At 63.5% G+C, this 22,398-nt stretch carries 20 protein-coding genes; 10 read left to right on the top strand and 10 right to left on the bottom strand.

The window, feature by feature from the left end:
* On the top strand, positions 1-529 hold a 529-nt coding region (locus F6X39_RS25055; protein WP_222945305.1), incomplete at its 5' end, for a glycosyl hydrolase.
* Positions 530-804: 275 nt separating this feature from the next.
* Here the strand turns inward: F6X39_RS25055 and F6X39_RS25050 are convergent.
* Together F6X39_RS25050 and F6X39_RS25045 are read right to left on the bottom strand one after the other, a co-directional pair.
* Entirely contained in the window at positions 805-1,590 is a 786-nt protein-coding gene (locus tag F6X39_RS25050) for a hypothetical protein (protein WP_187618554.1), read from the bottom strand.
* A gap of 139 nt (positions 1,591-1,729) precedes the next feature.
* Positions 1,730-2,602, bottom strand: a complete 873-nt coding sequence (locus F6X39_RS25045; RefSeq protein ID WP_187618553.1) for an endonuclease/exonuclease/phosphatase family protein — start codon at positions 2,600-2,602, stop codon at positions 1,730-1,732.
* A 247-nt stretch (positions 2,603-2,849) separates the two neighbouring features.
* Between F6X39_RS25045 and F6X39_RS25040 the strand changes: the two genes are divergently transcribed.
* The gene (locus tag F6X39_RS25040) at positions 2,850-3,542 is read left to right on the top strand and encodes a phosphatase PAP2 family protein (protein ID WP_187618552.1); all 693 of its coding nucleotides are present in this window, start codon (positions 2,850-2,852) and stop codon (positions 3,540-3,542) included.
* A gap of 62 nt (positions 3,543-3,604) precedes the next feature.
* On the opposite strand, the gene F6X39_RS25035 is transcribed toward F6X39_RS25040, so the two are convergent.
* Positions 3,605-4,504 carry an SDR family oxidoreductase gene (locus tag F6X39_RS25035; RefSeq protein WP_187618551.1) on the bottom strand — a complete coding sequence of 300 codons (900 nt, stop codon included), beginning with the start codon at positions 4,502-4,504 and terminating at the stop codon, positions 3,605-3,607.
* 104 nt (positions 4,505-4,608) lie between these two features.
* Between F6X39_RS25035 and F6X39_RS25030 the strand changes: the two genes are divergently transcribed.
* Positions 4,609-5,466 (top strand): helix-turn-helix transcriptional regulator, encoded by an 858-nt coding sequence (locus F6X39_RS25030; RefSeq protein WP_187618550.1) that lies wholly within the window; start codon positions 4,609-4,611, stop codon positions 5,464-5,466.
* Between the two features lie 102 nt (positions 5,467-5,568).
* On the opposite strand, the gene F6X39_RS25025 is transcribed toward F6X39_RS25030, so the two are convergent.
* Positions 5,569-7,200, bottom strand: a complete 1,632-nt coding sequence (locus F6X39_RS25025) for an alpha-amylase family glycosyl hydrolase (RefSeq protein ID WP_187618549.1) — start codon at positions 7,198-7,200, stop codon at positions 5,569-5,571.
* A 48-nt stretch (positions 7,201-7,248) separates the two neighbouring features.
* Here F6X39_RS25025 and F6X39_RS25020 point away from each other — a divergent pair, with 48 nt between their 5' ends.
* Positions 7,249-8,913 carry an alpha-amylase family protein gene (locus tag F6X39_RS25020; RefSeq protein WP_187618548.1) on the top strand — a complete coding sequence of 555 codons (1,665 nt, stop codon included), beginning with the start codon at positions 7,249-7,251 and terminating at the stop codon, positions 8,911-8,913.
* Between the two features lie 176 nt (positions 8,914-9,089).
* A complete protein-coding gene (locus F6X39_RS25015; protein WP_187618547.1) occupies positions 9,090-10,103 on the top strand; it encodes a Gfo/Idh/MocA family protein in 1,014 nt (337 codons plus the stop codon).
* A gap of 126 nt (positions 10,104-10,229) precedes the next feature.
* Here the strand turns inward: F6X39_RS25015 and F6X39_RS25010 are convergent, their stop codons facing one another.
* The 3 genes from F6X39_RS25010 to F6X39_RS25000 all read right to left on the bottom strand — a co-directional run bounded on the left by F6X39_RS25010 (position 10,230) and on the right by F6X39_RS25000 (position 11,965).
* Entirely contained in the window at positions 10,230-10,577 is a 348-nt protein-coding gene (locus F6X39_RS25010) for a hypothetical protein (RefSeq protein ID WP_187618562.1), read from the bottom strand.
* Between the two features lie 133 nt (positions 10,578-10,710).
* Positions 10,711-10,968, bottom strand: a complete 258-nt coding sequence (locus F6X39_RS25005) for a hypothetical protein (RefSeq protein ID WP_187618546.1) — start codon at positions 10,966-10,968, stop codon at positions 10,711-10,713.
* 292 nt (positions 10,969-11,260) lie between these two features.
* A complete protein-coding gene (locus F6X39_RS25000; protein ID WP_184059055.1) occupies positions 11,261-11,965 on the bottom strand; it encodes a GntR family transcriptional regulator in 705 nt (234 codons plus the stop codon).
* 205 nt (positions 11,966-12,170) lie between these two features.
* Between F6X39_RS25000 and F6X39_RS24995 the strand changes: the two genes are divergently transcribed.
* From F6X39_RS24995 to F6X39_RS24980, 4 genes are all read left to right on the top strand, one after another.
* Complete coding sequence (locus tag F6X39_RS24995) at positions 12,171-13,445, top strand: glucarate dehydratase family protein (protein WP_187618545.1); 1,275 nt, start codon at positions 12,171-12,173, stop codon at positions 13,443-13,445.
* A 71-nt stretch (positions 13,446-13,516) separates the two neighbouring features.
* Positions 13,517-14,845, top strand: coding sequence for an MFS transporter (locus tag F6X39_RS24990; protein WP_187618544.1), 1,329 nt, complete (start codon positions 13,517-13,519; stop codon positions 14,843-14,845).
* 51 nt (positions 14,846-14,896) lie between these two features.
* Positions 14,897-16,186, top strand: coding sequence for an MFS transporter (locus F6X39_RS24985; protein ID WP_187618543.1), 1,290 nt, complete (start codon positions 14,897-14,899; stop codon positions 16,184-16,186).
* A 228-nt stretch (positions 16,187-16,414) separates the two neighbouring features.
* Positions 16,415-17,149: an ABC transporter substrate-binding protein gene (locus F6X39_RS24980; protein ID WP_187618542.1), complete on the top strand. Its 735-nt coding sequence runs from the start codon at positions 16,415-16,417 to the stop codon at positions 17,147-17,149.
* 107 nt (positions 17,150-17,256) lie between these two features.
* Here F6X39_RS24980 and F6X39_RS24975 read toward each other — a convergent pair whose 3' ends face one another.
* The 3 genes from F6X39_RS24975 to F6X39_RS24965 all read right to left on the bottom strand — a co-directional run bounded on the left by F6X39_RS24975 (position 17,257) and on the right by F6X39_RS24965 (position 21,578).
* Positions 17,257-17,673 (bottom strand): organic hydroperoxide resistance protein, encoded by a 417-nt coding sequence (locus F6X39_RS24975; protein WP_187618541.1) that lies wholly within the window; start codon positions 17,671-17,673, stop codon positions 17,257-17,259.
* A gap of 233 nt (positions 17,674-17,906) precedes the next feature.
* On the bottom strand, positions 17,907-19,211 hold the full coding sequence (locus tag F6X39_RS24970) for a cation:proton antiporter (protein ID WP_187618561.1): 1,305 nt from the start codon (positions 19,209-19,211) through the stop codon (positions 17,907-17,909).
* 330 nt (positions 19,212-19,541) lie between these two features.
* Positions 19,542-21,578: a protein-L-isoaspartate(D-aspartate) O-methyltransferase gene (locus tag F6X39_RS24965; RefSeq protein WP_187618540.1), complete on the bottom strand. Its 2,037-nt coding sequence runs from the start codon at positions 21,576-21,578 to the stop codon at positions 19,542-19,544.
* 229 nt (positions 21,579-21,807) lie between these two features.
* On the opposite strand from F6X39_RS24965, the gene F6X39_RS24960 reads away from it, so the two are divergent.
* Complete coding sequence (locus F6X39_RS24960) at positions 21,808-22,332, top strand: CinA family protein (RefSeq protein ID WP_187618539.1); 525 nt, start codon at positions 21,808-21,810, stop codon at positions 22,330-22,332.
* The last annotated feature ends 66 nt before the right edge of the window (positions 22,333-22,398 follow it).

The raw sequence follows: 22,398 nt of genomic DNA, 5'->3' as shown, positions 1-22,398 counted from the left end.
GTACTTCTACAACTCGGCGTACCCGAATAACGGCTGGCAACCGCCCGCGGGCAGCGAGCTGATCCAGGCGACCGACTACATCAAGGCAATGGGTAACAACACGAAGAGTGCTTCCAGCCCGTTGAACACCACGATCGATGTCGTCGACGTTCACCCCTACTTCGGCAGCGCCGAATACAACATGCTGGTGCAGGCATTCATGACCACCGTGTCGAACCTCGTCAGCAGTGGCGCGAAGCCGATCTGGCTGACCGAGACCAACAATGGCACCAACGGTACGGACGCCGGACAAACGGCCGCATTCAACCAGTTGAAGGTTCTGATGAACAACGGTTCAGTGGCAAAGGCGTTCTGGTATGTCGTGCGTAATGGCGATCCGAGCAATGGCGAAGGCGACGGCTATTCGATCTACGACTACAACCGTAACCTGATTCGTCCGCAGCTGGCAGCCGCGATTCAGGCCTACACGGCGACCATTCCGCGTTCGCAACGCTTCCTGTCCGGCTCTTACCTGACTGCGATCAAGTAAGCCTGCCTGCTGTAACCCATGAATGAACGGAGCGCGACTATCGCGCTCCTTCTCTTTTCTGTTTTGGCCGGGTTGACAGGACCGCATCCAGTTTGAGGGCGCAGCGAAATCCCCGAGGCCGAGCTTCGCGAGGATGAACTGGCACTGTGCCAATGCGTTGCGTCAAACTCGTCGCTGCCGTAATCGAAGGAGTAGACACGGCAAATAACGCCGCGCCACCCGAGAAGCGGGCACGCAATGGCTATTCCCGAATATTCGTAGCCTCTTCGCGCCATCTACCGCATCGCTCGCCCAGCAGGACGTTGCGGTAAGAAAATCACGCAGAGCGCCATGAACGAAACCAGAATCACCGACGCATAGAGTCGGCTGATCTCGAGCCCACCTTGAGAAATGGGTTTGTCGAGCAGGTCCCCCAAGGTCGCGCCGAGCGGACGCGTCAGGATGAACGCCGCCCAGAATATAGCGGTCCGTGACAGCCGCGACCAGTAATAAAGCGCACCGACGATCATCAGACCCCCACCGAAGATCAAAGCGCCGTACTCATAGCCAAGCCCCAGACCGCCTTCGTCCGATCCCGCCACCCAATCGCCCAGGGCCGTACCCAGTGTCTGCGAAAAGAGGATCGTCACCCAATAGAACCACTCGGCTTTGGGCGTGGTCACGTTCTGCACCGCCACCGTACCTTCCGATTTGTACCAGACGCCCAGGCTCGCAAGCAGAAGCGCGAAGACGATGACTACACCGCCCGGATAGCCGACTCCCACCGAACGATCGACGAAGTCGGCCAGCGTGGTACCGAGCGTGGTCGTTGCAACGATGGTCGCCCAATAGAGCGAGGCATTGAACCGCTCCGCCCTGATCTGCCCTGCGACCAGCCCAATAAAAATAACCGCAAAAATCGCGGTGCCGATCAGATAACCCAATTTGAGCGACATGGTCACCCAATCGCCGCCCGTTTCGCCAAGCGTCGTGGCGGCGATCTTGATGATCCAGAAGCCCAGCGTGATCTGCGGGACTTTACTGACTGCATGCGCGCGAGTTTGCGACGGGTTGCTATTCATGTGACGTGCTCACTATTCTCATGGCTTGAACATAGGCTCAACCATCGCAGAGCAACCCTTAACAGCACCTTAAGCATCCCGGCGAATCACGCGGTCGGATTTTCCTGCGCCAATAACGGGGCGGTAACGCCGAGTCCCTTCAACGCAGTTCCAGCCACATCGGCTGATGATCGGACGAGCGGCTGTGCTGATCGACATCGCACGATGCAATGCGTGCGCTCAGGTCTTCCGTGACGAAAACGAAATCGCACGCGAATGCTCCGTCGGGCCATTGCTCGTGATCGTATAGGCCGACCGTCGCGGCACGCGGCTCGCCTGGGTGCGCGCGGGCCCACGCATCGACGAACGCCGGAGCGTCGGTGATCGGTTCGAGCATCCGGCGAAAGGCGGTGTCTTCGAATGCGCTGTTGAAGTCTCCGCACAAAATCGCGCTGACCGGGCGCGCCGTATCGGCAAACGGACTGTCCGGCTTCTCGCCACGCGCGGGAGCGCGCGCGTGAGCGCACGCCTCCTGATGCAACTCGCGTAGTCTCGCCACTTGTGCGAGCCGCTGCTTCTCCGAATAGAACTCGAGGTGCGTGGTGATGACACGAAGCGGACCGACGTCGGCTTCGAGCACCGCTTCGAGCGCGACGCGCAGCATCGACGGCTTGGCGGGGTCCGCGGGCCACGGCAGAGAATGGCGCAGCACCTGACGAACCGGCAAACGGGTCACGATGGCATTGCCGAACTGCCGCCGATGACGGCTCGCGCCCAACGAGGGCAGATCGGAGCCGATCGCATCGAGCACGGTCATCTCCGGCAGCAGAGCGGCAAGTTCGGCGAACTGATCGGACGATGGCGCGCCTTTCAGTCCGCCGGCCGCCGGTTCTTCGTTGAAGCCGCGCGTGACTTCCTGCAGACACAGGACGTCGAAGTCGCACAACGCGCGCGCTTCCCGCACGACCCGTCCGAGGTCGACGCGGCCGTCGACGCCGCATCCCCACTGAATGTTCCAGTCGACCAGTTTCATGACGGCCTCCTTGAAAGATCCGGCTACAGTGTATCGCCGCATCCTGCGCGGTGACCCAGCGCTGGACAGGACGAGCGCATTTCAATCACACGCCTCCCCTTGTTATGAGCGTCCACAGGGTCACTGAAAGTTAGCGATGAAATTGCGCGGTAAAAATTGTCAGTGAAAGTAAGCGCCAAAAAATGCCGTGCATGCGATGAATTATGCTGACCCTCATCCGCGACCGGCTCAATTTCTTTAGAAAACAATGAATAGCTTCGATTTGTCCATCGAAACATATCTGTCCAACATACACTTCGGCCATTTCGCGACTCTATCCATCCAGGCCATCGACAACCTGTACACCTTCAAAGGCCTCGTACTCATTCCCGTGCTGTGGTGGATGTGGTTTCAGCAAGACGAGTGCCACGAATGGCGGCGAGAAATGGTTCTCGCGACGCTTGTCAGCGGCATCGTGGCGCTCTTAGTCGGAAGACTGCTGACTCACTGGTTGCCATTCAGGGTGCGCCCCGTCTACGACACCGAACTGCATCTGCGCTTTGCCAGCGGCGAAATCAAGGACGCAGTGCTGACCAACTGGAGTTCCTTCCCGAGCGATCACGCGATGCTATGGATGGCGGTCGCCACCGGCATCTTCCTGATGTCGCGGCGCGTCGGCGTGCTGGCGCTTCTCTATACTGCGCTGTTCATTTGCCTTCCGCGCGCCTATCTCGGCTTTCACTATCCGACCGATTTGCTGGTGGGCGCCGCGGTCGGGATCGCGATCACCTTGATCATGACGCGGGATGCGATCCGCGTACGCTACGCGACGCCGGTGCTGCGATGGACCGAACGCCACCCGGCGCCCGCAGCGACGCTGGCCTTTATTCTGTGCCTCCAGCTCGTCACGCAGTTCGACGAACTGCGCAAGCTGGCGAGTGGCGTAATGAAACACCTATGATGGCGGCGATGGTTGCTCCAGGTTTGTTCTCGTGCGACGGCGGCTGACAGCGACAGCGAAAGCTACGCGGACACCTGAACGTAACGCGCTTCGTTCAGATCCGCGAGAAGCGTCGGACCTGTCGGTCGCCAGCCCAAACGCGCCTGCGTCTGCGCGCTCGATGCCGGCATATCGAGCGCGGCGAACATCGCCATCCATCCGAAGTACGCCTGCGCCTCGCCGCGCGCGATCGAGACGACCGGCAACTTCAGGCCGTGTCCGAGCGCCTCGGCGATCTCGCGGGCGCTAACGCCTTCTTCGCCGACCGCGTGATAGCGCGCACCGCGTTCGCCCTTCTCGATCGCGAGCCGGTACAGCCGCACGACATCCGACAGATGCCCCGCCGGCCAGCGGTTGCGTCCCTCCTCCACATATGCGCACACGCCTTTGTCCCGCGCGATCTGGATGAGCGGCGTGATGAGGCCTTGCCGGTATGGGTTATGCACTTGCGGCAAGCGCATCACCGACACGTTGACGCCCGCCTCCAGCTGCACGTTGCCGGCCAGCTCCGAGCCGATGCGTGGGTTCGGGTGACTGGTGTTGAACACGTCTTCGGTGGCCGGCTGCCCGTTATCGCGGCTGCCGACGCCCGTGCCCGACGTGATCAGAAGCGGCCGATCCGAGCCGGCCAGCGCCGAGCCCAGTGCAGCGATAGCACGCTTGTCCTTCTCGCAGTTCTCCACGAAGTGGGAGAAATCGTGGTCGAAAGCAAGGTGAACGACGGCGTCCGCCTTCGCGGCGCCGCTGCGCAGGCTGTCGGTGTCTTCGAGCGTGCCGCGATGGACCTCCGCACCGGCTGCGCCGAGAGCCTGCGCGCCCTGGTCGGACCGGGTCATGCCGACAACCTGATGCCCGGCTTGGATAAGTTCGGGCACCAAAGCCGAGCCGATAAACCCGGTTGCGCCCGTCAGAAAGATTCGCATGGTCAAGTCTCCAGAATAGCCACCGACGCACTATGCGATCATTCACTATGCTATTGAAGTAGTGAGCTTATCCCGGTAAAGCGACTAACAGGTTAATCATCCCAGTGAACACCGCCCAAACCCTCGGGGACTTTCTGCGTAGTCGCCGCACGCGGCTCGATCCGGCCAGCTTCGGCTTCTCGGGCCGCAGGCGAACGCCCGGATTGCGCCGGGAAGAAGTGGCGCAGCGCGCGAATATCAGCTCGACCTGGTACACGTGGCTCGAGCAGGGCCGCGGCGGCGCGCCGTCCGCCGCGGTGCTTGAGCGCATCTGCGCGGCGCTGATGCTGACGAATACCGAGCGCGAACATCTTTTCATGCTGGGCCTCGGACGCCTCCCGGAAGTGCGCTACCGGTCCACCGACGCAGTGGACCCGCGCTTGCAGCGCGTGCTCGATTCACTCGATGCCAGCCCGTCGATCATCAAGACCGCGACGTGGGACGTCGTCGCGTGGAATCGCGCCGCAGCCGTCGTGCTGACCGACTACAGCGCGCTGCCGCCGGGCCAGCGCAACATCCTGCGCTTCCTGTTCGGCGATCCGGCCGTCCGGGCAAAACAGCACGACTGGGAGAGTGTCGCGCGCTTCGTCGTGGGAACGTTCCGAGCGGACGTTGCTCGCGCGGGGCTCGCTTCCGAGGTGGGCGATCTGGTCGACGATCTGTGTCGCGCGAGCCCGGACTTCGAACGCATGTGGCGCGAAAACCAGGTATTCGGCCACAGCGAAGGACAGCACGTTAAGCGCCTGCTGCATCCTGCGTTCGGGACCATCGAAATGGAGTATTCGCTGTTCGCCGTCGATGGTCGGCCAGATCTGAGCATGCTCGTGTACACGCCGCTCGACGCGCGAATCGCGGCGCGCATCCGCAGTACCGTTTCGTCGATGGATGAGAGTGCCAGCGCCGCGCCTTTGACCGCTGCGTGATCGGCTTTGACGCTCGAGCGCGAGCGCGGCCGCCGGATCGCAGTCGGGCGACTCCGCAATTGCTCGTGGAAACCAATGAGGTTGAAGCACCTTGGGGAACGACTACCGAACTGCATCGTTCGGCCCGTTAATTGGCCGCACGGCATCGGACAAGCTTCGCGTCAGAATCACGATGACCGCCTCGCTGGCGGCAAGCAAGTTGGCGCCCTCCACGAAGGTTTCGCCGATGCGCGTACTCACCGTCGATAGCAACACCATGCCCGGGCGCGACTGCACGGTGGCATCTTCGACGCCCATGTTCAGCGCGATGAAAAGGCGTTGATTGCCATATCGCCGCTCATAGGTCAGCACGTCGCCGTCAGCAACGACATTCTCTATCGTGCCCCGCACGAGCGCGGCGTTGCCGCGGCGCAGGCTCAGCAGGCGCCGATAGAGCGACAACATGCTCGACATGTCGCCGTCCTGTTCGCGCACGCTCGTCGCCGTCGCAATCGGCAACCACGGTTTGCCGTCCGTAAAGCCCGCATTCGCCAGCGAGCCATCCCATTGCATAGGCGTGCGCTCGGGATCGCGCCCCTGGCAAATGCCCGGTTGCCGGCGTTCCGCCGGGTCCTGGATCTCATCTGACGCGATATAGCCATCCGTCATGCCGATCTCATCGCCGTAGTAGAGCGTCGGCGTCCCTCGGAGCGTCAACAGCAGCACAGCGGCCACCCGCGCCTGCGCCGCGCCGACGCGCGATGCAACGCGCGGATTGTCGTGGTTTCCCAGCACCCAGTTCGGCCATCCGTATTCGGGCAACGCGATGTCGTAATCCCGGATCATGCGGGCGATGTTCTGCGCGTCCCATCTCGCGTTGAGCAGCTGGAAATTGAACGGCATGTGCACACCTTCGCCGTTCACGCCGTAATACTTCACCAGTTGCGGGACAGTCAGGTAGATTTCGCCGATCAGCACGCGCTCGCCGTACCCGTCCAGGGTGGCTCGCATCGAGCGGACGATTTCATGCACTTCCGGCTGATCCTCCGTGTAACTTTGCAAGAGCCGATGATGTTCCGGCTCGCCCGGCCGATAGCCGGGATTGGGCGGATTGTCGCGAAACTGCGCGTCCTTGATCAACAGCCACAGCACGTCCACGCGAAAGCCATCCACGCCGCGATCCAGCCAGAATCGCAGCACCTGATCCATCGCGCGGCGTACCTGCGGGTTTCTCCAGTTCAGATCAGGCTGCTCCCGCAGAAACGCGTGATAGTAGTACTGTCCCGTCACCTTGTCCCACTCCCACGCCGAGCCTCCCATGCGGCTCAACCAGTTGTTCGGCGGGCCGCCATCAGGCGCGGGATCGCGCCACAGATACCAGTCCCGTTTCGGATCGTCCCGTGACGAGCGGCTTTCCTCGAACCACGGATGCCGGCTCGACGAATGGTTCGGCACGAAATCGAGCAGCACCTTGAGCCCAAGCCGATGTGCGTGGCCCATCAATTGCTGGAACCCGTCCAGAGTGCCGAATATCGGATCGATGTTGCAGTAGTCCGCGACGTCATAGCCAAAGTCGGCCATGGGCGACGGGTAGATGGGGGAGATCCACACCGCATCGACGCCTAGCGCCGCGACATATTCAAGCCGCGCGCTCATGCCGGGTAGATCGCCGATGCCATCGCCGTTACTGTCCTGAAACGAGCGCGGATAGATCTGATAGATCACGCCGCGTTGCCACCACGCAAGCTCCGACATTGCAATTCCTCTTGGCGATCGATCGTTTTGGCGCTACGCGCGGAACCTATGCTCAATGACCTCTGGTACAAGAACGCGATCATTTATTGCCTCTCGGTAGGCACCTTCATGGATGCGAATGGCGACGGCGTCGGCGACTTCCAGGGCCTGATGCGCAGGCTCGATTACCTGCAAGGGCTTGGCATGACGACGATCTGGCTGATGCCCTTCCACCCCTCGCCCGGACGCGATAACGGTTACGACATTTGCGACTATTACAACGTCGACCCGAAGTACGGCACGCTCGGCGATTTCGCCGAGTTTACGCATGCGTGCGCCGAGCGGGGCTTGCGCGTCATCATCGATCTGGTGGTCAATCACACGTCCGATCAGCATCCGTGGTTCCTGGAAGCACGCAGCGATCCCGCTTCGAAGTATCGCGACTGGTATGTCTGGTCGGACGACAAACCGCCCGATGCGCAACGTGGCGTCGCGTTTCCGGGCGTGCAGAAGTCGACCTGGAGTTTCGACAAGCGGGCGAGACGCTGGTACTTCCATCGTTTCTATGATTTTCAACCGGACCTGAATACATCGAATCCGCATGTGCAGGCGGAATTGCTGAAGATCATGGGCTTCTGGATCCAGCTGGGGGTTTCCGGATTCCGCATGGACGCGGTGCCCTTCGTCATCGCGACGAAGGGCCCGAAGGTGCGCCGCCCCGTCGAGCAATATGACATGTTGCGAACGTTTCGCGAGTTTCTGCAGTGGCGCGAGGGTGACGCGATCATTCTGGCCGAAGCCAACGTGCCGCCCAAAACCGACCTCCAGTACTTCGGCGACGAGGGCGAGCGCCTGCCGATGATGTTCAACTTCCGGGTCAATCAAAACACGTTCTACACGCTCGCGACGGGCAACACGAAGCCGTTGAAGGACGCGCTCCTTGCGACGAAGCCACGGCCGCCGAGCGCGCAATGGGGGGTGTTTCTGCGCAATCACGACGAACTCGATCTGGGCCGGCTGACGCCCGCTCAGCGCGCGGCAGTGTTCGCCGCGTTCGCTCCGGACCCCGACATGCAGCTGTATGGGCGCGGCATCCGCCGCAGACTTGCGCCAATGCTGTCGGGCGACAGACGTCGCCTTGAACTTGCCTACAGCCTGATGTTGAGTTTGCCCGGCACGCCCGTGTTCCGGTACGGCGATGAAATCGGCATGGGCGACGACCTGCGCCGGCCCGAGCGCCAATGTGCGCGCACGCCGATGCAATGGTCGGGCGAGCCGCAAGGCGGCTTCACCAGTCATGCAAACCCGCCCGTCCCGACGATCTGCGGCGGGGCTTATGGCTTCGAGCGGGTCAACGTGGCGAAGCAGCGACGCGATCCCGATTCGTTTCTCAACTGGACGGAGCGGATGATTCGCATGCGCAAGGAAGTGCCGGAAATCAGCTGGGGGGACTTCGAAGTGCTGCCTACCTCGCGAATCAATGTGCTCGCGCTCAGTTATCAGTGGCGTAACAACTCCGTGCTGTTTCTGCATAATTTCCGCGCCGAAGCGTGTACCGTCGAATTCCGCCTAAGCTCCGACGAACCGGGTAGACAGTCGCTGATCAATCTTCTGTCCGACGACCACAGCGAGTCCGACGATGGCGGCCGCCACGCGGTGGTGCTCGAGCCGTTCGGCTACCGATGGTATCGGGTGGGCGGCCTCGGCTATCTGCTCAGGCGGACCGAGGTCTAGCTGACGAGTCGCGGTCGTGCCTTCGGTCGGACCGGGTATCGGGTATCGCGGGTCGACACGGTTAAACTGATACGATCGCGTGCTTCTGGTCGTTCGCGGACTCACGCGACTTGTCGACTCACGCGAATGTTCAGCCTGCTCGACTCATCGGATACGCAATCGAATAAAGGGATGTCATGGCAAAGGATGAAATAGTCTGGGGAATTTTGGGCGCCGCAAAGATCAACGACAAGGTGGTCGTGCCCATGCACAACGCGCCGAAGTGTCGGGTGAAAGGCATCGCGTCGCGCTCTCCGGAGAAGGCGCGGGAAGCCGCGGCCAGGTATGGTCTGGCTGTCGCGTACGATAGTTACGAGGCGCTCCTCGCGGACCCGGAAATCGACGCGGTCTATATTCCATTACCCAATCATCTCCACGTGGAATGGACGATCAAATCGGTCGAGGCGGGCAAGCACGTCCTGTGTGAGAAGCCGATCAGCCTGGACGCTCAACAGGTTGAACGGCTGATCGCCGCGCGCGACAAGAACGGCCGATACATCCAGGAAGCCTTCATGGTTCGCACGCATCCGCAATGGTTGAAGGTGCGGACCTTGATCGACGAAGGCGCGATCGGCGAATTGCGGGCAGTGACCGGCGGTTTCACCTATCACAACACGAACGAACACAATATCCGCAACAAGAGCGAGCTAGGTGGCGGTGGTCTGCTCGATATTGGTTGTTATCCGATCACGACGTCGCGCTTCACTATCGGGCATGAGCCACGGCGCGTAGTTGCGCTGCTGGAGCAGGATCCGACCTTCAAAGTGGACCGGCTCGGCTCCGTGCTGATGGACTTCGATGGCGTGCAGGCGAGTTTCTTTTACTCGACTCAGACCTATCCGTACCAGCGGATGCAATTTCACGGTACCAAGGGGCGAATCGAAGTCGAAATTCCATTCAATGCACCAAACGATCGACCGACGCGGCTGCTAATCAGTGAGCACAATAGCGACGGTGTCGCGACTGATCGCTGGCTGGAGCTTGCGGTGTGCGATCAATATGGCGTAGCCGCCGCCACGTTCGCGGAGGCGATCCTGAGTGGAGGCCCGCAGGCTATTCCGCTAGAAGATGCGCGCGCGAATATGCGGGTGATCGATGCCGTGTTCCGCTCGGCTCAATCGGGCGCGTGGGAGAGCATCGCCCAAGGTTGACGTGCAACGTTGGCGCGATCCGCGCTGTTCGACGCGCGGCAAGTGCCCAGTCATCTGATTCGCGATGCCTCCGGTCGCAAAGGCCGCTTTCGCAAAGCCATAGACTATGGCAAGCGAAAGTGGTCCCTACCTGGCCGGCGCGGTGACATCGCAGTCGCCGCCGTGGGCACCGCTGCCAGTGTTTTTCAGCGTAAGCACGAGTCTGCTACCCCTGTTTGCCGTCATGATCTGACCATAGCTAACCGTGGGAATGAACTGGATATCCGGCGCAACCGCCACCGGGGGATTTCTCGCTCCGTCGACGGTCAGGTCGAGTTCCACGGTGATAGAGTCGATTGCAGCGCCCAGATCCTGCTTCCGGCCGGCCTGATCTTTGCGGAAATTGCACAGGCCCTGGAGAACCTGCTCGAGGGCAGTCGGGATATCGACCGGCTTGCCCGGTGCGATCGGAGGCGTGTTACAGCCGGCGATCATGAACGGCAAGGTGCAAAGCGCTACATATCGGCAGGCTCGCATCAGCTTCCCCGCTTGATCTGGTGGACGTGGTGTCTGCCATCCCCTGCTGTCGCTGGTTCAGTGCCCAGCTGGCGCACGCGAACGCAAACGCTCAATACTTGATATTCCTGGCCGCCTGACGGCCGTTCTGCTTGGTTTGCCGCTTGTCCTGCCGGCATTGCGAATTGCTCTTCTGGTCCGTGGCCCGGCACTCCTGCTTCGTGTGGCGGGAACCCTGGCGTGTCTCCTGGCGAACGTCACGTCCGGCGCGACGCTGCTGAGCCTGTTCGGTTGCCCAGGAGCTTCCCGCGCAAGCCATCACGGACACAGCCGTGACCGCGACCGCGAACTCCCGGCTCAATGAAAACATGGTGACCTCCCTGACAGATTGAACCCGAGTGTGCCGACTTTGTACAAGGGTGCCACGCGTGGCTGTCGCGTCAATCGGACCAAGGTCTTAGGGCCTTCGCATCGTGCGCGATCCACATGCGGCGCGCTTCGTTTTCCCAGGCGGGTCCGAACAGCCGCCGTGCTTCCGGTTCGATGAACATGAAAACGAGGATGTTGCGATCCGCTCAACGAAGCGGTATCCCACGCGGCCGCGAACGGCGGTCCATTCAGAATGACCGTGAACCAGCCGTAGCCAGCGATTCAGCGAACGCTCACTCGTCCGCCAAAAAATTTGGATGACTTGTGCGGATCTGATCGATCTGACTCAGCGTCCCCGACAGATGCTTGCGTAGCGCTGCCTGCGCCGCCTCGACATCGCCTTTGTCGATCGCATCGACGATCTCGGTGTGATCGCGCACGACCGCTATCGTCTTGCCCTCCACCGGCAGATTCAGGCGCCGCAGCCGGTCGATATGGCCGCTCAACCTACGCACCAGATCCCATAGCTGCGGCACGCCGGCCGCCTCGTACATCTGCCGATGAAACGCCTGATCGAGCAGCGAGAACTGCTCGTAGTTCTTCAGGTCGAGCACTTCCGTTTGCCGCGCGATCGTCAGGCGCAGTTCAGCGATCAGCGTGGCGTCGCGCTGCTCCGCGAGCGTGCGCACCACTTCGAGTTCAATCGAGCGGCGCAGGAAATGCGCCTGCAGCGCGGACGTCACGTTGATCTGACTGACGACCGTCGCGTGCTGCGGGTAGATGTCGACGAGACCTTCCTCGCCGAGCTTCATCAGCGCGTCGCGCACCGGCGTCTGGCTGAGCCCGTAGCGGTTCGCCAGCTCGGTGCGCGACAGCACCGTACCCGGCGTGAGTTCGAGGGAAAGGATCATTTCGCGCAGTCGTTCGAATACTTGCGGCGCGGCGTGGCGGGAGCGGTCGAGCCGGGTTACCGTCGACGAATGAGCGTGGTTTTTCATGGCAGAAACTGAAGCATGGAAGCAGGCGTGACTCGGCATGGCGGTCCGCTGAGGCACTAGTACTATAGCCGACGCCCGCCCCTTCCAGCGGGCTTGCGAGCGGAATTTCGCGAACAGTGCACATGGGTACTTACCCCAGTAACGCACTAATACATTAGTGCTTTACCATCCGTCCCATCAAACTCTTCTTATGCCGAATGCCATCATGACTCGCGACATCACCATCACGCAGGTGCGCATCACCCCGATCGCCTTCCGCGACGGCCCGCTGCTCAACGCCGCCGGAATCCACGAACCTTGGGCGCTGCGCGCCATCGTCGAGCTGGAGACGAGCGACGGCCGCGTCGGCATCTCCGAGACCTATGGCGACGAACCGATGCTACGCGTGCTCGAACAGGCGAAGTCGCTGGTGACCGGCCTGTCGCCATTCGACCTCAATCGGATGGAAGAGCGCGTGCGAGCGTCGATCAAGGCGAGCCCGGGCGCGGTCGAATTCGAACTCGCGCCCGGCTCGCACTCGGCGAAGAACGCGCCGAAAGTCATCAGCACGCTCGAAGTCGCGATGCTCGATCTGCAAGGGCAGATCGTCGGCGCGCCGATCGTCGATCTGCTCGGCGGCAAGGTGCGCGACGCCGTGCCCTACAGCGCCTATCTGTTCTTCAAATACGCCGAGCACGTCGACAAGCCCTATGCGCCCGACGCCTGGGGCGAAGGCCTGAGCCCCGAGCAGATCGTCGCGCAGGCGCGTCGAATGATCGAGCTGTATGGCTTCCAGAGCATCAAGCTGAAGGGCGGCGTGTTCGAACCGGCACACGAAATCGCGTGCATGCGCGCGCTGCATCAGGCGTTCCCCGGCGTGCCGCTGCGCCTCGACCCGAACGCCAACTGGACGCTCGAAACGAGCATCGCGGCGGCACCGGAACTCGACGAGCTGCTCGAGTACTACGAAGACCCGTGCCCGGGTCTCGAAGGGATGGCCGAACTGGCGAAGCACACGCGCCTGCCGCTCGCGACCAACATGGTCATCACGACGATGGAAGATTTCCGGCGCGGCGCCGAGATGGGTTCGGTCAAGGTCCTGCTGTCGGATCACCACTACTGGGGCGGCCTGCGCGCGACGCAGACGCTCGCGCGCATGTGCAAGCTGTGGGATCTCGGCATGTCGATGCACTCGAACTCGCACCTCGGCATCAGCCTGATGGCGATGACGCACGTCGCGGCAAGCATCCCCAACCTGACCTATGCGTGCGACACGCATTATCCGTGGCAGGAGGAAGAAGTCATCAAGGGCGGCCGCGTGGAGTTCGACAACGGCTCGGTGCGCGTGCCCACCACGCCGGGCCTCGGCGTCGAGCTCGACCGCGAGCGGCTCGCCGAACTGCATGCGCAGTATCTGTCGTGCGGCGTGCGCAATCGCGATGACCTCTCGCAGATGCGCAAGTACGAGCCGGGCTTCACCGGCAAGAATCCGCGCTTTTAATTCTCTCTTCCAATCCGCGCCTACGAGGCCCGCGACGCGCAACGCGCGTCGCCATCGAAGGAGACAACCGCATGAGTAGCCCGATTGCCGACACCGCGCGGCCCGAGCGCGCCAGCGCGCTGGCGAGCGCGGTGCGCAAGATCAAATGGCGCGTGCTGCCGCTGTTCGTCGTGATGTTCATCGTCAACTACATCGACCGCGTGAACATCGGCTTCGTGCGCCAGCATCTGAGCGCCGATCTGGGCATCGGGGCGGCGGCCTATGGGCTCGGCGCGGGGCTCTTCTTCATCAGCTACGCGATCTTCGAAGTGCCGTCGAACATCCTGCTGCAGCGCTACGGCGCGAAGCTGTGGCTCGCGCGCATCATGCTCACGTGGGGGCTGGCCGCGGCCGGCATGGCGTTCGTGCGCGGCGAGACGTCGTTCTACGCGATGCGGCTCCTGCTCGGCGCGGCCGAAGCGGGCTTCTTTCCCGGCGTCATCTACTACTTCACGCAATGGCTGCCGAGCAACGAGCGCGGCAAGGCGATGGCGATCTTCCTGAGCGGCTCGGCGCTCGCGTCGGTGCTGTCCGGGCCGATCTCCGGCGGGCTGATGCTGATCGAAGGCGCGGGGCTGCGCGGCTGGCAGTGGATGTTCATCATCGAAGGCATGTTCTCGGTCGTGCTCGCGGGCTTCATCCTGCTGTGGCTCGACTCGAAGCCGCGCGACGCCGCCTGGCTCACCCGCGCCGAGCAGGACGCCTTGCTCGATGCGGTCGGCGAGGAGCAACGCCAGCGCGCCGCCGCGCACCCGGTCAAGCCATCGATAGGCGCGCTGCTGCGCGATCCGCAAATCCTGATCTTTTGCCTGATCTACTTCGCGGTATCGCTGACCATCTACGGCGCGACCTTCTGGCTGCCCAGCATCATCCGCAAGATGGGCCATTTCAACGATTTCCAGGTCGGCCTGTACAACTCGATTCCGTGGCTGATCTCGATCGCGGCGATGTATCTGTTCGCGATGCTCGCGGCGCGCTTCAAGTTCCAGCAGGCGTGGGTCGCGTGCGCGCTGCTGATCGCCGCGCTCGGCATGTATGCGGCCGGCCAGGGCGGCCCGGTGTTTTCGTTCGTCGCGATCTGCTTTGCCGCGATCGGCTTCAAGGCCGCCTCGTCGCTGTTCTGGGTGATCCCGCAGGGCTATCTCGACGCGCGGATTTCCGCCGCGGTGCTGGCGCTGATCAACTCGATCGGCAACCTCGGCGGCTTCGTCGCGCCAGCGGCCTTCGGCTTCCTCGAACAGAAGTCCGGCTCGATCGAGGGCGGCCTCACTGGACTCGCGGTGATGTCGGTGGTGGCCGCCGGGGTCGTGTTCTTCTCCCGCATGAGCCCGCGCGAAGGAATGCCCGCCTCCGCGCATTAACTGCATCGAACAACCGTATAGACACTATTTCCAGAAACCTTAGGAGACACGATGAAAACGATAGAAGCCACGACGGCCGTCGCACGCACGGCCGTCGGACGATACCGATGGACCATCTGCGCGATGATCTTCGCCGCGACGACGATCAACTACATGGATCGTCAAATGCTCGGGCTGCTCGCGCCGCTGCTGCAAAAGGATATCGGCTGGAGCCAGGTGCAGTATGCACAGACCGTGATGGTGTTTACGGTCGCCTATGCGGTGGGTCTCGCGATCTTCGGCCGCATCGCGGATCGCGTCAGCACGAAGAAGGTCTACGGCAGCGCGATGGCGCTGTGGAGTCTCGCCGCGATGCTCCACGCGGTGGCATCGACCGTGCCGGGCTTCGCGGCCGTGCGCGGTCTGCTCGGCTTCAGCGAGGCGGCCAATTTTCCGGTTGCGATCCGCACTACCGCCACGTGGTTTCCGAAGAAGGAACGCGCGCTAGCGACGGGCTTCTGGAACATGGGCGCGACGATCGGCGGCATCGTGGCGCCGGCCTTCGTGCCTATCGCTGCCGTGACGTGGGGCTGGCGCGCGACGTTCATCGCGGGCGGCGCGACCGGTTTCATCTGGCTGGCGGTGTGGATGCTGGTTTATCGGCAGCCTTCGGAGCATCCGTCGGTGTCGAAGGAAGAACTCGACTACATCAATGCGGATCGCGAGGAAGTCGTCGAGCAGAAAGTCGGCTGGTTGTCGGTGCTCAAGTACCGCGAAACGTGGGCGTTTGTCTTCGGCAAGCTGCTGACCGATCCGGTGTGGTGGTTCTATCTGTTCTGGCTGCCCAAGTGGCTCAATGAGTCGCGCCATATCGACATCGGCAACATGGGCCTGCCGCTGATCGCTATCTATACGATGTCATCGGTCGGCAGCGTGGCGGGTGGCTGGCTGTCGTCGCGTTTGATGGCGCGCACCAACAGGCCGAATTTCGCGCGCAAGCTCACGATGCTCATTTGTGCATTGTGCGTGGTGCCGATCGCAACGTTGTCGTATTTCCAGAGCCTGTGGTGGGCGGTCTTCGCCGTTGGTCTCGCGGCAGCGGCGCACCAGGGCTGGTCGGCGAACCTCGTCACCATCGTCGGCGACGTGTTTCCGAAGCGGCTGGTCGGCACGGTGGTCGGTATTGGCGGCGTGGCGGGGATGGTCGGTTCGTTCTTCTTTTCCGGCGTGATCGGCGAGACCTTGCAGCGCACCGGGCAGTATTGGGCGCTCTTTACGGTCGGCGCGTCGGCGTATCTGGTTGCGTTGGGCATCATTCATCTGCTAATGCCGCGGATGACGGCGGTGAAGCTGCGGGATTGAAGTAACGCTGGCGGGTGAAAGGGCGAGGGGACGTGGCACGGATAACGGGCATCCCCCGCCCTTGCAACGATGCTTCCTGCCGAACTTTTGGAGCGCGAGCGCAACGAAGAAGTGTCAGAAGCAATGGGCGAGCATCTGTTGCATACTCTCAACGCGCTATCCCGCATCAGCGAAATCCTTGAACCCTGAGACTTCGCTCGCCCCAACGCCATCGCCACGAGAGCCGTTATGACCATCGATCCCTCCGTCGTCGCCGCATTCACGCCCACGGGCAAGCTGCGCGCGTCGATCAATCTCGGCAATCCAATCCTGGCCAATCGTCACGCCGGCTCCGGCGAGCCGTTCGGCGTATCGATCGATCTCGCGCGCGCGTTCGCCGCGAAACTGGGCGTCGAACTGGAGCTGGTCGTCTTCGATACGGCCGGCAAATCGGTGCAGGCGGTCGGCGAGGAGCGCGCGGATTTCGGCTTCTTCGCGATCGATCCGTTGCGCGGCGAGACGATCGCGTTCACAGCGCCGTATGTGTTGATCGAAGGCTTCTACCTGGTGCGCGACGACTCGCCGGTACGCTCGAATCAGGATGTGGATCACGCGCACAACCGGGTCGTCGTCGGCAAAGGCAGTGCATACGATCTGTTTCTGACGCGCGAGCTGAAATCCGCGCAAATCGTGCGCGCGCCGAGCTCGCCGAGCGTCGTGCCGACGTTTATCGAGCAGCATCTGGAAGTGGCGGCAGGCGTGAAGCAGCAACTCGAAGCCGATGCGAAGCAAACTCCCGGTCTGCGGTTGCTAGACGAGCGCTTCATGGTGATCCGGCAGGCGATGGGTGTGCCGAAGAGCCGCGGCGAAGCGGCGGCTCACGCGCTGCGTTCGTTTGTCGAAGAGATGAAGGCCTCGGGCTTGGTGGCGCAATCGCTCGCGCGGCACAAGATCGCGGGAGCGTCGGTTGCGCCTGCGGCGTAGCGGGCCGCTCGAACCCGACACCGCGTAGCTTTCGAAGCTGCTGGCATAGCAGATACGCGGGGCCGCGCGATGCTTCGGCGCGGCCCCGTCACCACCCTCAGCGACGCTCAAACAAGCGTAGTCTGCACATCCACATTACCGCGCAACGCCTTCGAATACGGGCAGGTCAGATGCGCTCGCTCGATCAACCCGTGCGCCACGTCACGCTCGACACCGGGAAGACTGACGAACAACCGCGCCTGAAGAAAGTAAGCGCCATCGGCGGTGCCGAGATCGATCTCCGCATCGACGCTGGTACCGGCCGGCAACGACAGATGCAACGCGCGCGCCGCCAGCCCGAGTGCGCCGATGAAACACGCCGACCAGCCCGCGCCGAGCAACTGCTCCGGATTCGTTCCACCCCCCGAGGTGCCGGGCGACGACAGCTTGATGTCGAGACGGCCGTCCGAGCTGCGCGCGGCGCCTTCGCGGCCGCCGGTCGTATGGGTTTTGCCGGTGTACAGCACTTCTTCGATGCGGGTCATGGTGGCTTACTCCTGTTGATCCAGTGATATTCAGGTCTGCAAATCCGGGCTCGAACTTGCGGTGCACGTATTTGAACGCGCCGACGTATCTCGCATGTGTCTGGATCAGCGGGTTTGGTAAGCGCACGTATCCCCGGGCCGCGCGGATACATTGCGATACAAGGAGCGGCAAACGGGAGCCAGGCGGAGCGCGGCGCGACAACTCACGCGCGCCATCGCGCCCGTCGCTTCATTCAGCGACGCCGGTCGAAATACCGCCGCAACAGATAGTTCGCGGTCGAGCCATGCAGCAGCACCGACAACACGATCGCATCGAGCACGGCGGGCAGCAACGGCGTCATCGCGCCACGCACGTATTCGAGGCCGAACATCAGGTAGTAAAACGCGCCGACGCCGCGAATCCCCATCCACGCCATCAGATGCCGCTGGCTGTTGTCGATGCGCGCACCCATCATCGCGACGACGACGGACAGCGGCCGCGCGACGAAAAACAGAAACACCGCGGGCAACACGGCGCGCAGATCGAACATCTCGCGCCAGTGCGCGGACACGACGCAGCCGATGATCAGCATCAGCGACAACTCCGCGAGTCGCTCCATTTCGCGCATGAAGCCCATCATCGATTCGGCGAGGACCGCATGCGCCATTTCTGGATCCCGCGCGACATCGACCTGTTCGCCGTGCTGCACCTCGTCGAGCACTTCCGAGGGATTCTTGTCGCCCGTCGCGCGCAGTTCCTCGTGACGGACGGCGACGCCCGCCACGAACACCGCGACGAACGCATACGCGTGCAGCAGCAGCGCCGCGCCGTACGACGTCGACATCAGGCCTAGCGCGAGAAACCCGTCGAGACCGATCGCCTCGCCGTAGCGGGTGCGCAGAAAGAAGATCGCGCGCGCGAACACGATCGCAAACACGCAACCGATCACGAGCGCACTGACGATCCCCCACAGCACCGAGCCGACGAAATGCACGCCACTGCCCGAGCCGAACAGCCTCGCGCCGGCAAGCGTCAGTCCCAGCACCGCGAACGGATAGGCGGCACCGTCGTTCAGGCCGCCTTCACCCGACAACGCGAACCGCACGGGCTCGTCGTCGCCAGCTTGCGTCACGCGCAGCTCGTTGGCGAGCACGGGGTCGGTCGGCGCGAGCGCGGCCGCGAGGAACAACGCCGCGCCGTCCGCGCGTCCGGTCACCCAAGCGGTGAAGCCGAACATCAAGGCGACGGTGAAGAGCATCGCCGGGCCGCCGAGCCGCAGCGGCAACAACCACAGCGGATTGCGCAGCCGCACGCGCAGATGCATGCCGATCGAAAACAACGACACGACGAGCCCGACTTCAGCCAGCGTCGCGAGCAACGCGGTATTGCGGAGCAGATCGACCCCGACGAGCCCGGACACGGCCGGCCCGACCGCCACGCCGACCAGCAGATAGATCATCGCGCCGGTCAGCGGCAAGCGGCGGATCGGCCCGCGTGCGACGGCCATGAACGTGAGCAGCGCGCCGATCAGCAGGAACCAGACCGGTTCGTCCTTCATGGCGGAATCGCGAGCCCGCGCGGCGGTGGCGGCAGCGGGGCCGCGTCGCCGCTCGCGCGCGCTGCTCGCGCCATGCTGGCGGCGCTGTCCGTGCTGAACCGCGGCCTGGTTCGCGCGCCCCGCGTGTTCACGGTTCGCCTGGTCGCGGCTCAACTTGCCAGGCGCCTTGCGCGCAGACGACGCCACTGGCAACACCCGACATCGCGGCGATGGCAAGGCGCTGTACAACCTTGTTCATGAGCGACCCCTCGGTTCGGACCAGCTGGAATGCCCTGTCCGTTCCGTTGCAAGCCGCGTTCCTCGCCTGAGACGTGAGCGTGCCGATCGCCCTCACACACCGAATGGAAAAGTCTCCGCCGCGTGGTTCTTTTCGTCGGCGGAAACGGGCAGCGCGCTCACCGCGCTCGTGCGATCGAACCACACGAACGCATCGAACTGCTCGGCCAGCGACGCTTCCGCGTAATGGCTATACCGCTCGGTCGCGGGACGGTAGATAACGCCGATGAAGCGCTCCAATAGCGGCGCGCGCAGCCGTTCGCGCAGCGTGTCGTGCATGCCGGGCCGCAGGTCGAGCAGGAAGCGCGGGAGACCCGTGCCGTGCATGCTGAATTCGACGCTGCCCTCGAGCGATGGCTGCACGGTTTTGACCTCCATCGGTCCACCCCAATCGCTCGCCGCGGCGACCGTGCCGCTGTGCGTGCCAAACCCGATCAGCGCCGCCGCGTCGCCGAACTGCGCGCGGCACAGCTGGCCGAGATTGATCTCGTCCTGCATGCGGCCCATCTGCGTGGCGCTCGCGTCGCCGATATGCGAGTTGTGCGCCCACACGACCAGACGCGCCTGCGGCCCGCGGCTGTCGAGCGTATGACGCAGCGTGTCGAACATATGCGTGTCGCGCAGATTCCAGCTTTGCGGCCCGCCGTAGTACATCGCGCGATAGTAGTGCTCGGCGACCGCCACGAGCCGCGCGTTCTGCGCCGCGTCGAGGAAGCGCTCGCCGTCTTCGCGCGCATAGTCGAGCCGGCTTTTCAGCAGATCGCCGAGTTGCGCGACCACGTGCTCTTCGCACTGCGCGTAGCCGCCGCTCAACGCGGCGCGTCCATACACGGCCGGATCTTTCTGCCACGGACTGAGGCACCCATAACGCTCGCGAGCGATGCGCGCCGCGGCAGGGTCGACGCTGTCGAGATAGCGCAATACCGCGTCGATCGATTCGGAAAGGCTGTAGATATCGAGCCCGTAAAAGCGCGTTTCGCGCTCGGGGTGCGCGGCGTTGTGCGAGCGCAGCCACGCGACCAGGCCCATGAAGTCGGTGTTGCGCCACATCCAGGTCGGAAAGCGGCGAAACGGTCGGGACCGCCCGCCGGGCATCGGCCGATCGCGCACATGCCGGTCGACGATCGCGGCGTCGGGCCAGTCGGCCTCGACCGCGATCATCGAAAAGCCGTGCTGCTCGACGAGGCGCCGCGTGATCGCCGCGCGTGCGCGGTAGAACTCCGACGTGCCGTGACTGGCCTCGCCGAGCAGCACGACGCGATGCCCGGCGAAGCGGTCGAAAAATGCCGCGAATTCCGCGGAATCGATGTCGGGCAACGGTTCGGCCGCGTCGCAAATCGCGAGTTCGAGCGCGGCCGGCGTAGGTGCGGCCGGCGTAGGTGCGAGCGGGATGGGCGTGGACGTCGATGCGGGCCGCAAATCCGCGCGCGGCGCGCCGCCTGGCTCCGGCCAGCCATCGTCGCCGACGAGCGGCACGAAGCGCACGTCGCCGAACGCATCTTCGTCGTAGTCGTGTTCGTCGCGCCGCACGATCTTCACGAGCCGCTGACGGCTCTGACTGCTGCCGACCGGCATCACGAGCCGTCCGCCCACGGCGAGTTGCATGCGCAGCGCTCGCGGCACACGCGGTCCGCCCGCCGCCGCGATGATCGCGTTATAGGGCGCATGCGCGGCAAGACCTGCGGTGCCGTCGCCGACATGCACTTCGACGTTCTCGTAGCCGAGCCGCTGCAGGCGCTCGCGCGCGCCCTCGGCGAGGCTCGCGTCGCGTTCGATGGAATCCACCCGGCCGGCGATCTCCGCGGCGATCGCGGCCGCATAGCCGGAGCCCGTGCCAATGTCGAGCACGCGATCGCCGGGCTGCAACTCGGCGGCCGCGAGCATCTTCGCGACGATGTACGGCTGCGAGATCGACTGCTCGCCGCCGATCGGCAGCGGCGTATCGTCATACGCGAATTCGCGCAGATCGGATGGCACGAATGCCTCGCGCGGCACGCGCCGCATCGCCTCGATCACGTAGTCGTCGCGCACGCCGCGTTGCACGATCTGCCGTTCGACCATCCATGCGCGCGCTTCGTCGAAATCGCTCATCGCCGCCTCCTCGCGAATGCGCGGCGCTGCGCGCGCCACGCATTGCGACGGGGCCGCGCGGGAGTCCGCTGCTCTTTCACGCTTCAGCAATGAGCATACCGCCGGCAGGTGCTCGTGGCGATGCGCGAAACGTGACGCGCGCCCGGACCGATCTTTGCTGCGCGCTTCTCGGGAGCGATTGCACGAACAAAATGCCGTCCGAATCCGTCGCACAACCAAAGCGAAAATCATGAACATTCCCATGCAGGTCGTGTCCTTCCTCAGCTCGCGAGGTCTGAAGCTCGCGACCGCCGAATCCTGCACCGGCGGTCAGATCGCGTCGTATCTGGCGAGCGTGCCGGGTAGCGGCGCGTGTCTCGATGTCGGCTTCGTCAGCTACTCGCCATCGGGAAAAGCAGGCTTTCTCGGCGTGCGGCAAAGCACGATGAAGCAATACGGGCTTACCAGCGAAGCGGTCGCGCGCGAAATGGCCGAGGGCGCGCTGCGCCAGGAAGGCTGCTGCGCGGACATCGCGGTAGCGAACACGGGGCTCGCCGATAGCGGCGCGCATGGCGGCTCCGCTGACGATCCGCCAGCAGGCACGCAATGCTTCGCGTGGTCGTTCCGACGGCGCGGCAATGAGTTCACCACCTTCGCCGAGACGCGGCGCTTTTCGGGCGACCGCAACGACGTGCGGTCGGCCGCCGCGCTGTATGCGCTGTCGCGCGTCGAGCATTACTTCGATCAACTCCCGCGCGTCGAGCGGGACCACTGATGAGAGAGCGCGACCCGCCACCAACGCGCATTGCCGGTGGCACCGACGCCATCGCCGGCGTCGGTG

The organism is Paraburkholderia sp. UCT2, assembly GCF_014397665.1.
Classification (GTDB): Bacteria; Pseudomonadota; Gammaproteobacteria; order Burkholderiales; family Burkholderiaceae; genus Paraburkholderia; species Paraburkholderia tuberum.
The sequence above is the reverse complement of the archived record's forward strand: the minus strand, read 5'-3'. Positions and strand labels throughout refer to the sequence as shown.

Coding starts and splice junctions, on each gene's coding strand:
- F6X39_RS25025 (WP_187618549.1), bottom strand. CDS start 7,200: ATGTCGGAGCTTGCGTGGTGGCAACGCGGCGTGATCTATCAGATCTAT.
- F6X39_RS25020 (WP_187618548.1), top strand. CDS start 7,249: ATGCTCAATGACCTCTGGTACAAGAACGCGATCATTTATTGCCTCTCG.
- F6X39_RS25005 (WP_187618546.1), bottom strand. CDS start 10,968: ATGTTTTCATTGAGCCGGGAGTTCGCGGTCGCGGTCACGGCTGTGTCC.
- F6X39_RS25035 (WP_187618551.1), bottom strand. CDS start 4,504: ATGCGAATCTTTCTGACGGGCGCAACCGGGTTTATCGGCTCGGCTTTG.
- F6X39_RS25015 (WP_187618547.1), top strand. CDS start 9,090: ATGGCAAAGGATGAAATAGTCTGGGGAATTTTGGGCGCCGCAAAGATC.
- F6X39_RS25040 (WP_187618552.1), top strand. CDS start 2,850: ATGAATAGCTTCGATTTGTCCATCGAAACATATCTGTCCAACATACAC.
- F6X39_RS24990 (WP_187618544.1), top strand. CDS start 13,517: ATGAGTAGCCCGATTGCCGACACCGCGCGGCCCGAGCGCGCCAGCGCG.
- F6X39_RS24970 (WP_187618561.1), bottom strand. CDS start 19,211: ATGAAGGACGAACCGGTCTGGTTCCTGCTGATCGGCGCGCTGCTCACG.
- F6X39_RS24965 (WP_187618540.1), bottom strand. CDS start 21,578: ATGAGCGATTTCGACGAAGCGCGCGCATGGATGGTCGAACGGCAGATC.
- F6X39_RS24975 (WP_187618541.1), bottom strand. CDS start 17,673: ATGACCCGCATCGAAGAAGTGCTGTACACCGGCAAAACCCATACGACC.
- F6X39_RS24960 (WP_187618539.1), top strand. CDS start 21,808: ATGAACATTCCCATGCAGGTCGTGTCCTTCCTCAGCTCGCGAGGTCTG.
- F6X39_RS25010 (WP_187618562.1), bottom strand. CDS start 10,577: ATGATCGCCGGCTGTAACACGCCTCCGATCGCACCGGGCAAGCCGGTC.
- F6X39_RS25045 (WP_187618553.1), bottom strand. CDS start 2,602: ATGAAACTGGTCGACTGGAACATTCAGTGGGGATGCGGCGTCGACGGC.
- F6X39_RS24985 (WP_187618543.1), top strand. CDS start 14,897: ATGAAAACGATAGAAGCCACGACGGCCGTCGCACGCACGGCCGTCGGA.
- F6X39_RS24980 (WP_187618542.1), top strand. CDS start 16,415: ATGACCATCGATCCCTCCGTCGTCGCCGCATTCACGCCCACGGGCAAG.
- F6X39_RS25050 (WP_187618554.1), bottom strand. CDS start 1,590: ATGAATAGCAACCCGTCGCAAACTCGCGCGCATGCAGTCAGTAAAGTC.
- F6X39_RS24995 (WP_187618545.1), top strand. CDS start 12,171: ATGACTCGCGACATCACCATCACGCAGGTGCGCATCACCCCGATCGCC.
- F6X39_RS25000 (WP_184059055.1), bottom strand. CDS start 11,965: ATGAAAAACCACGCTCATTCGTCGACGGTAACCCGGCTCGACCGCTCC.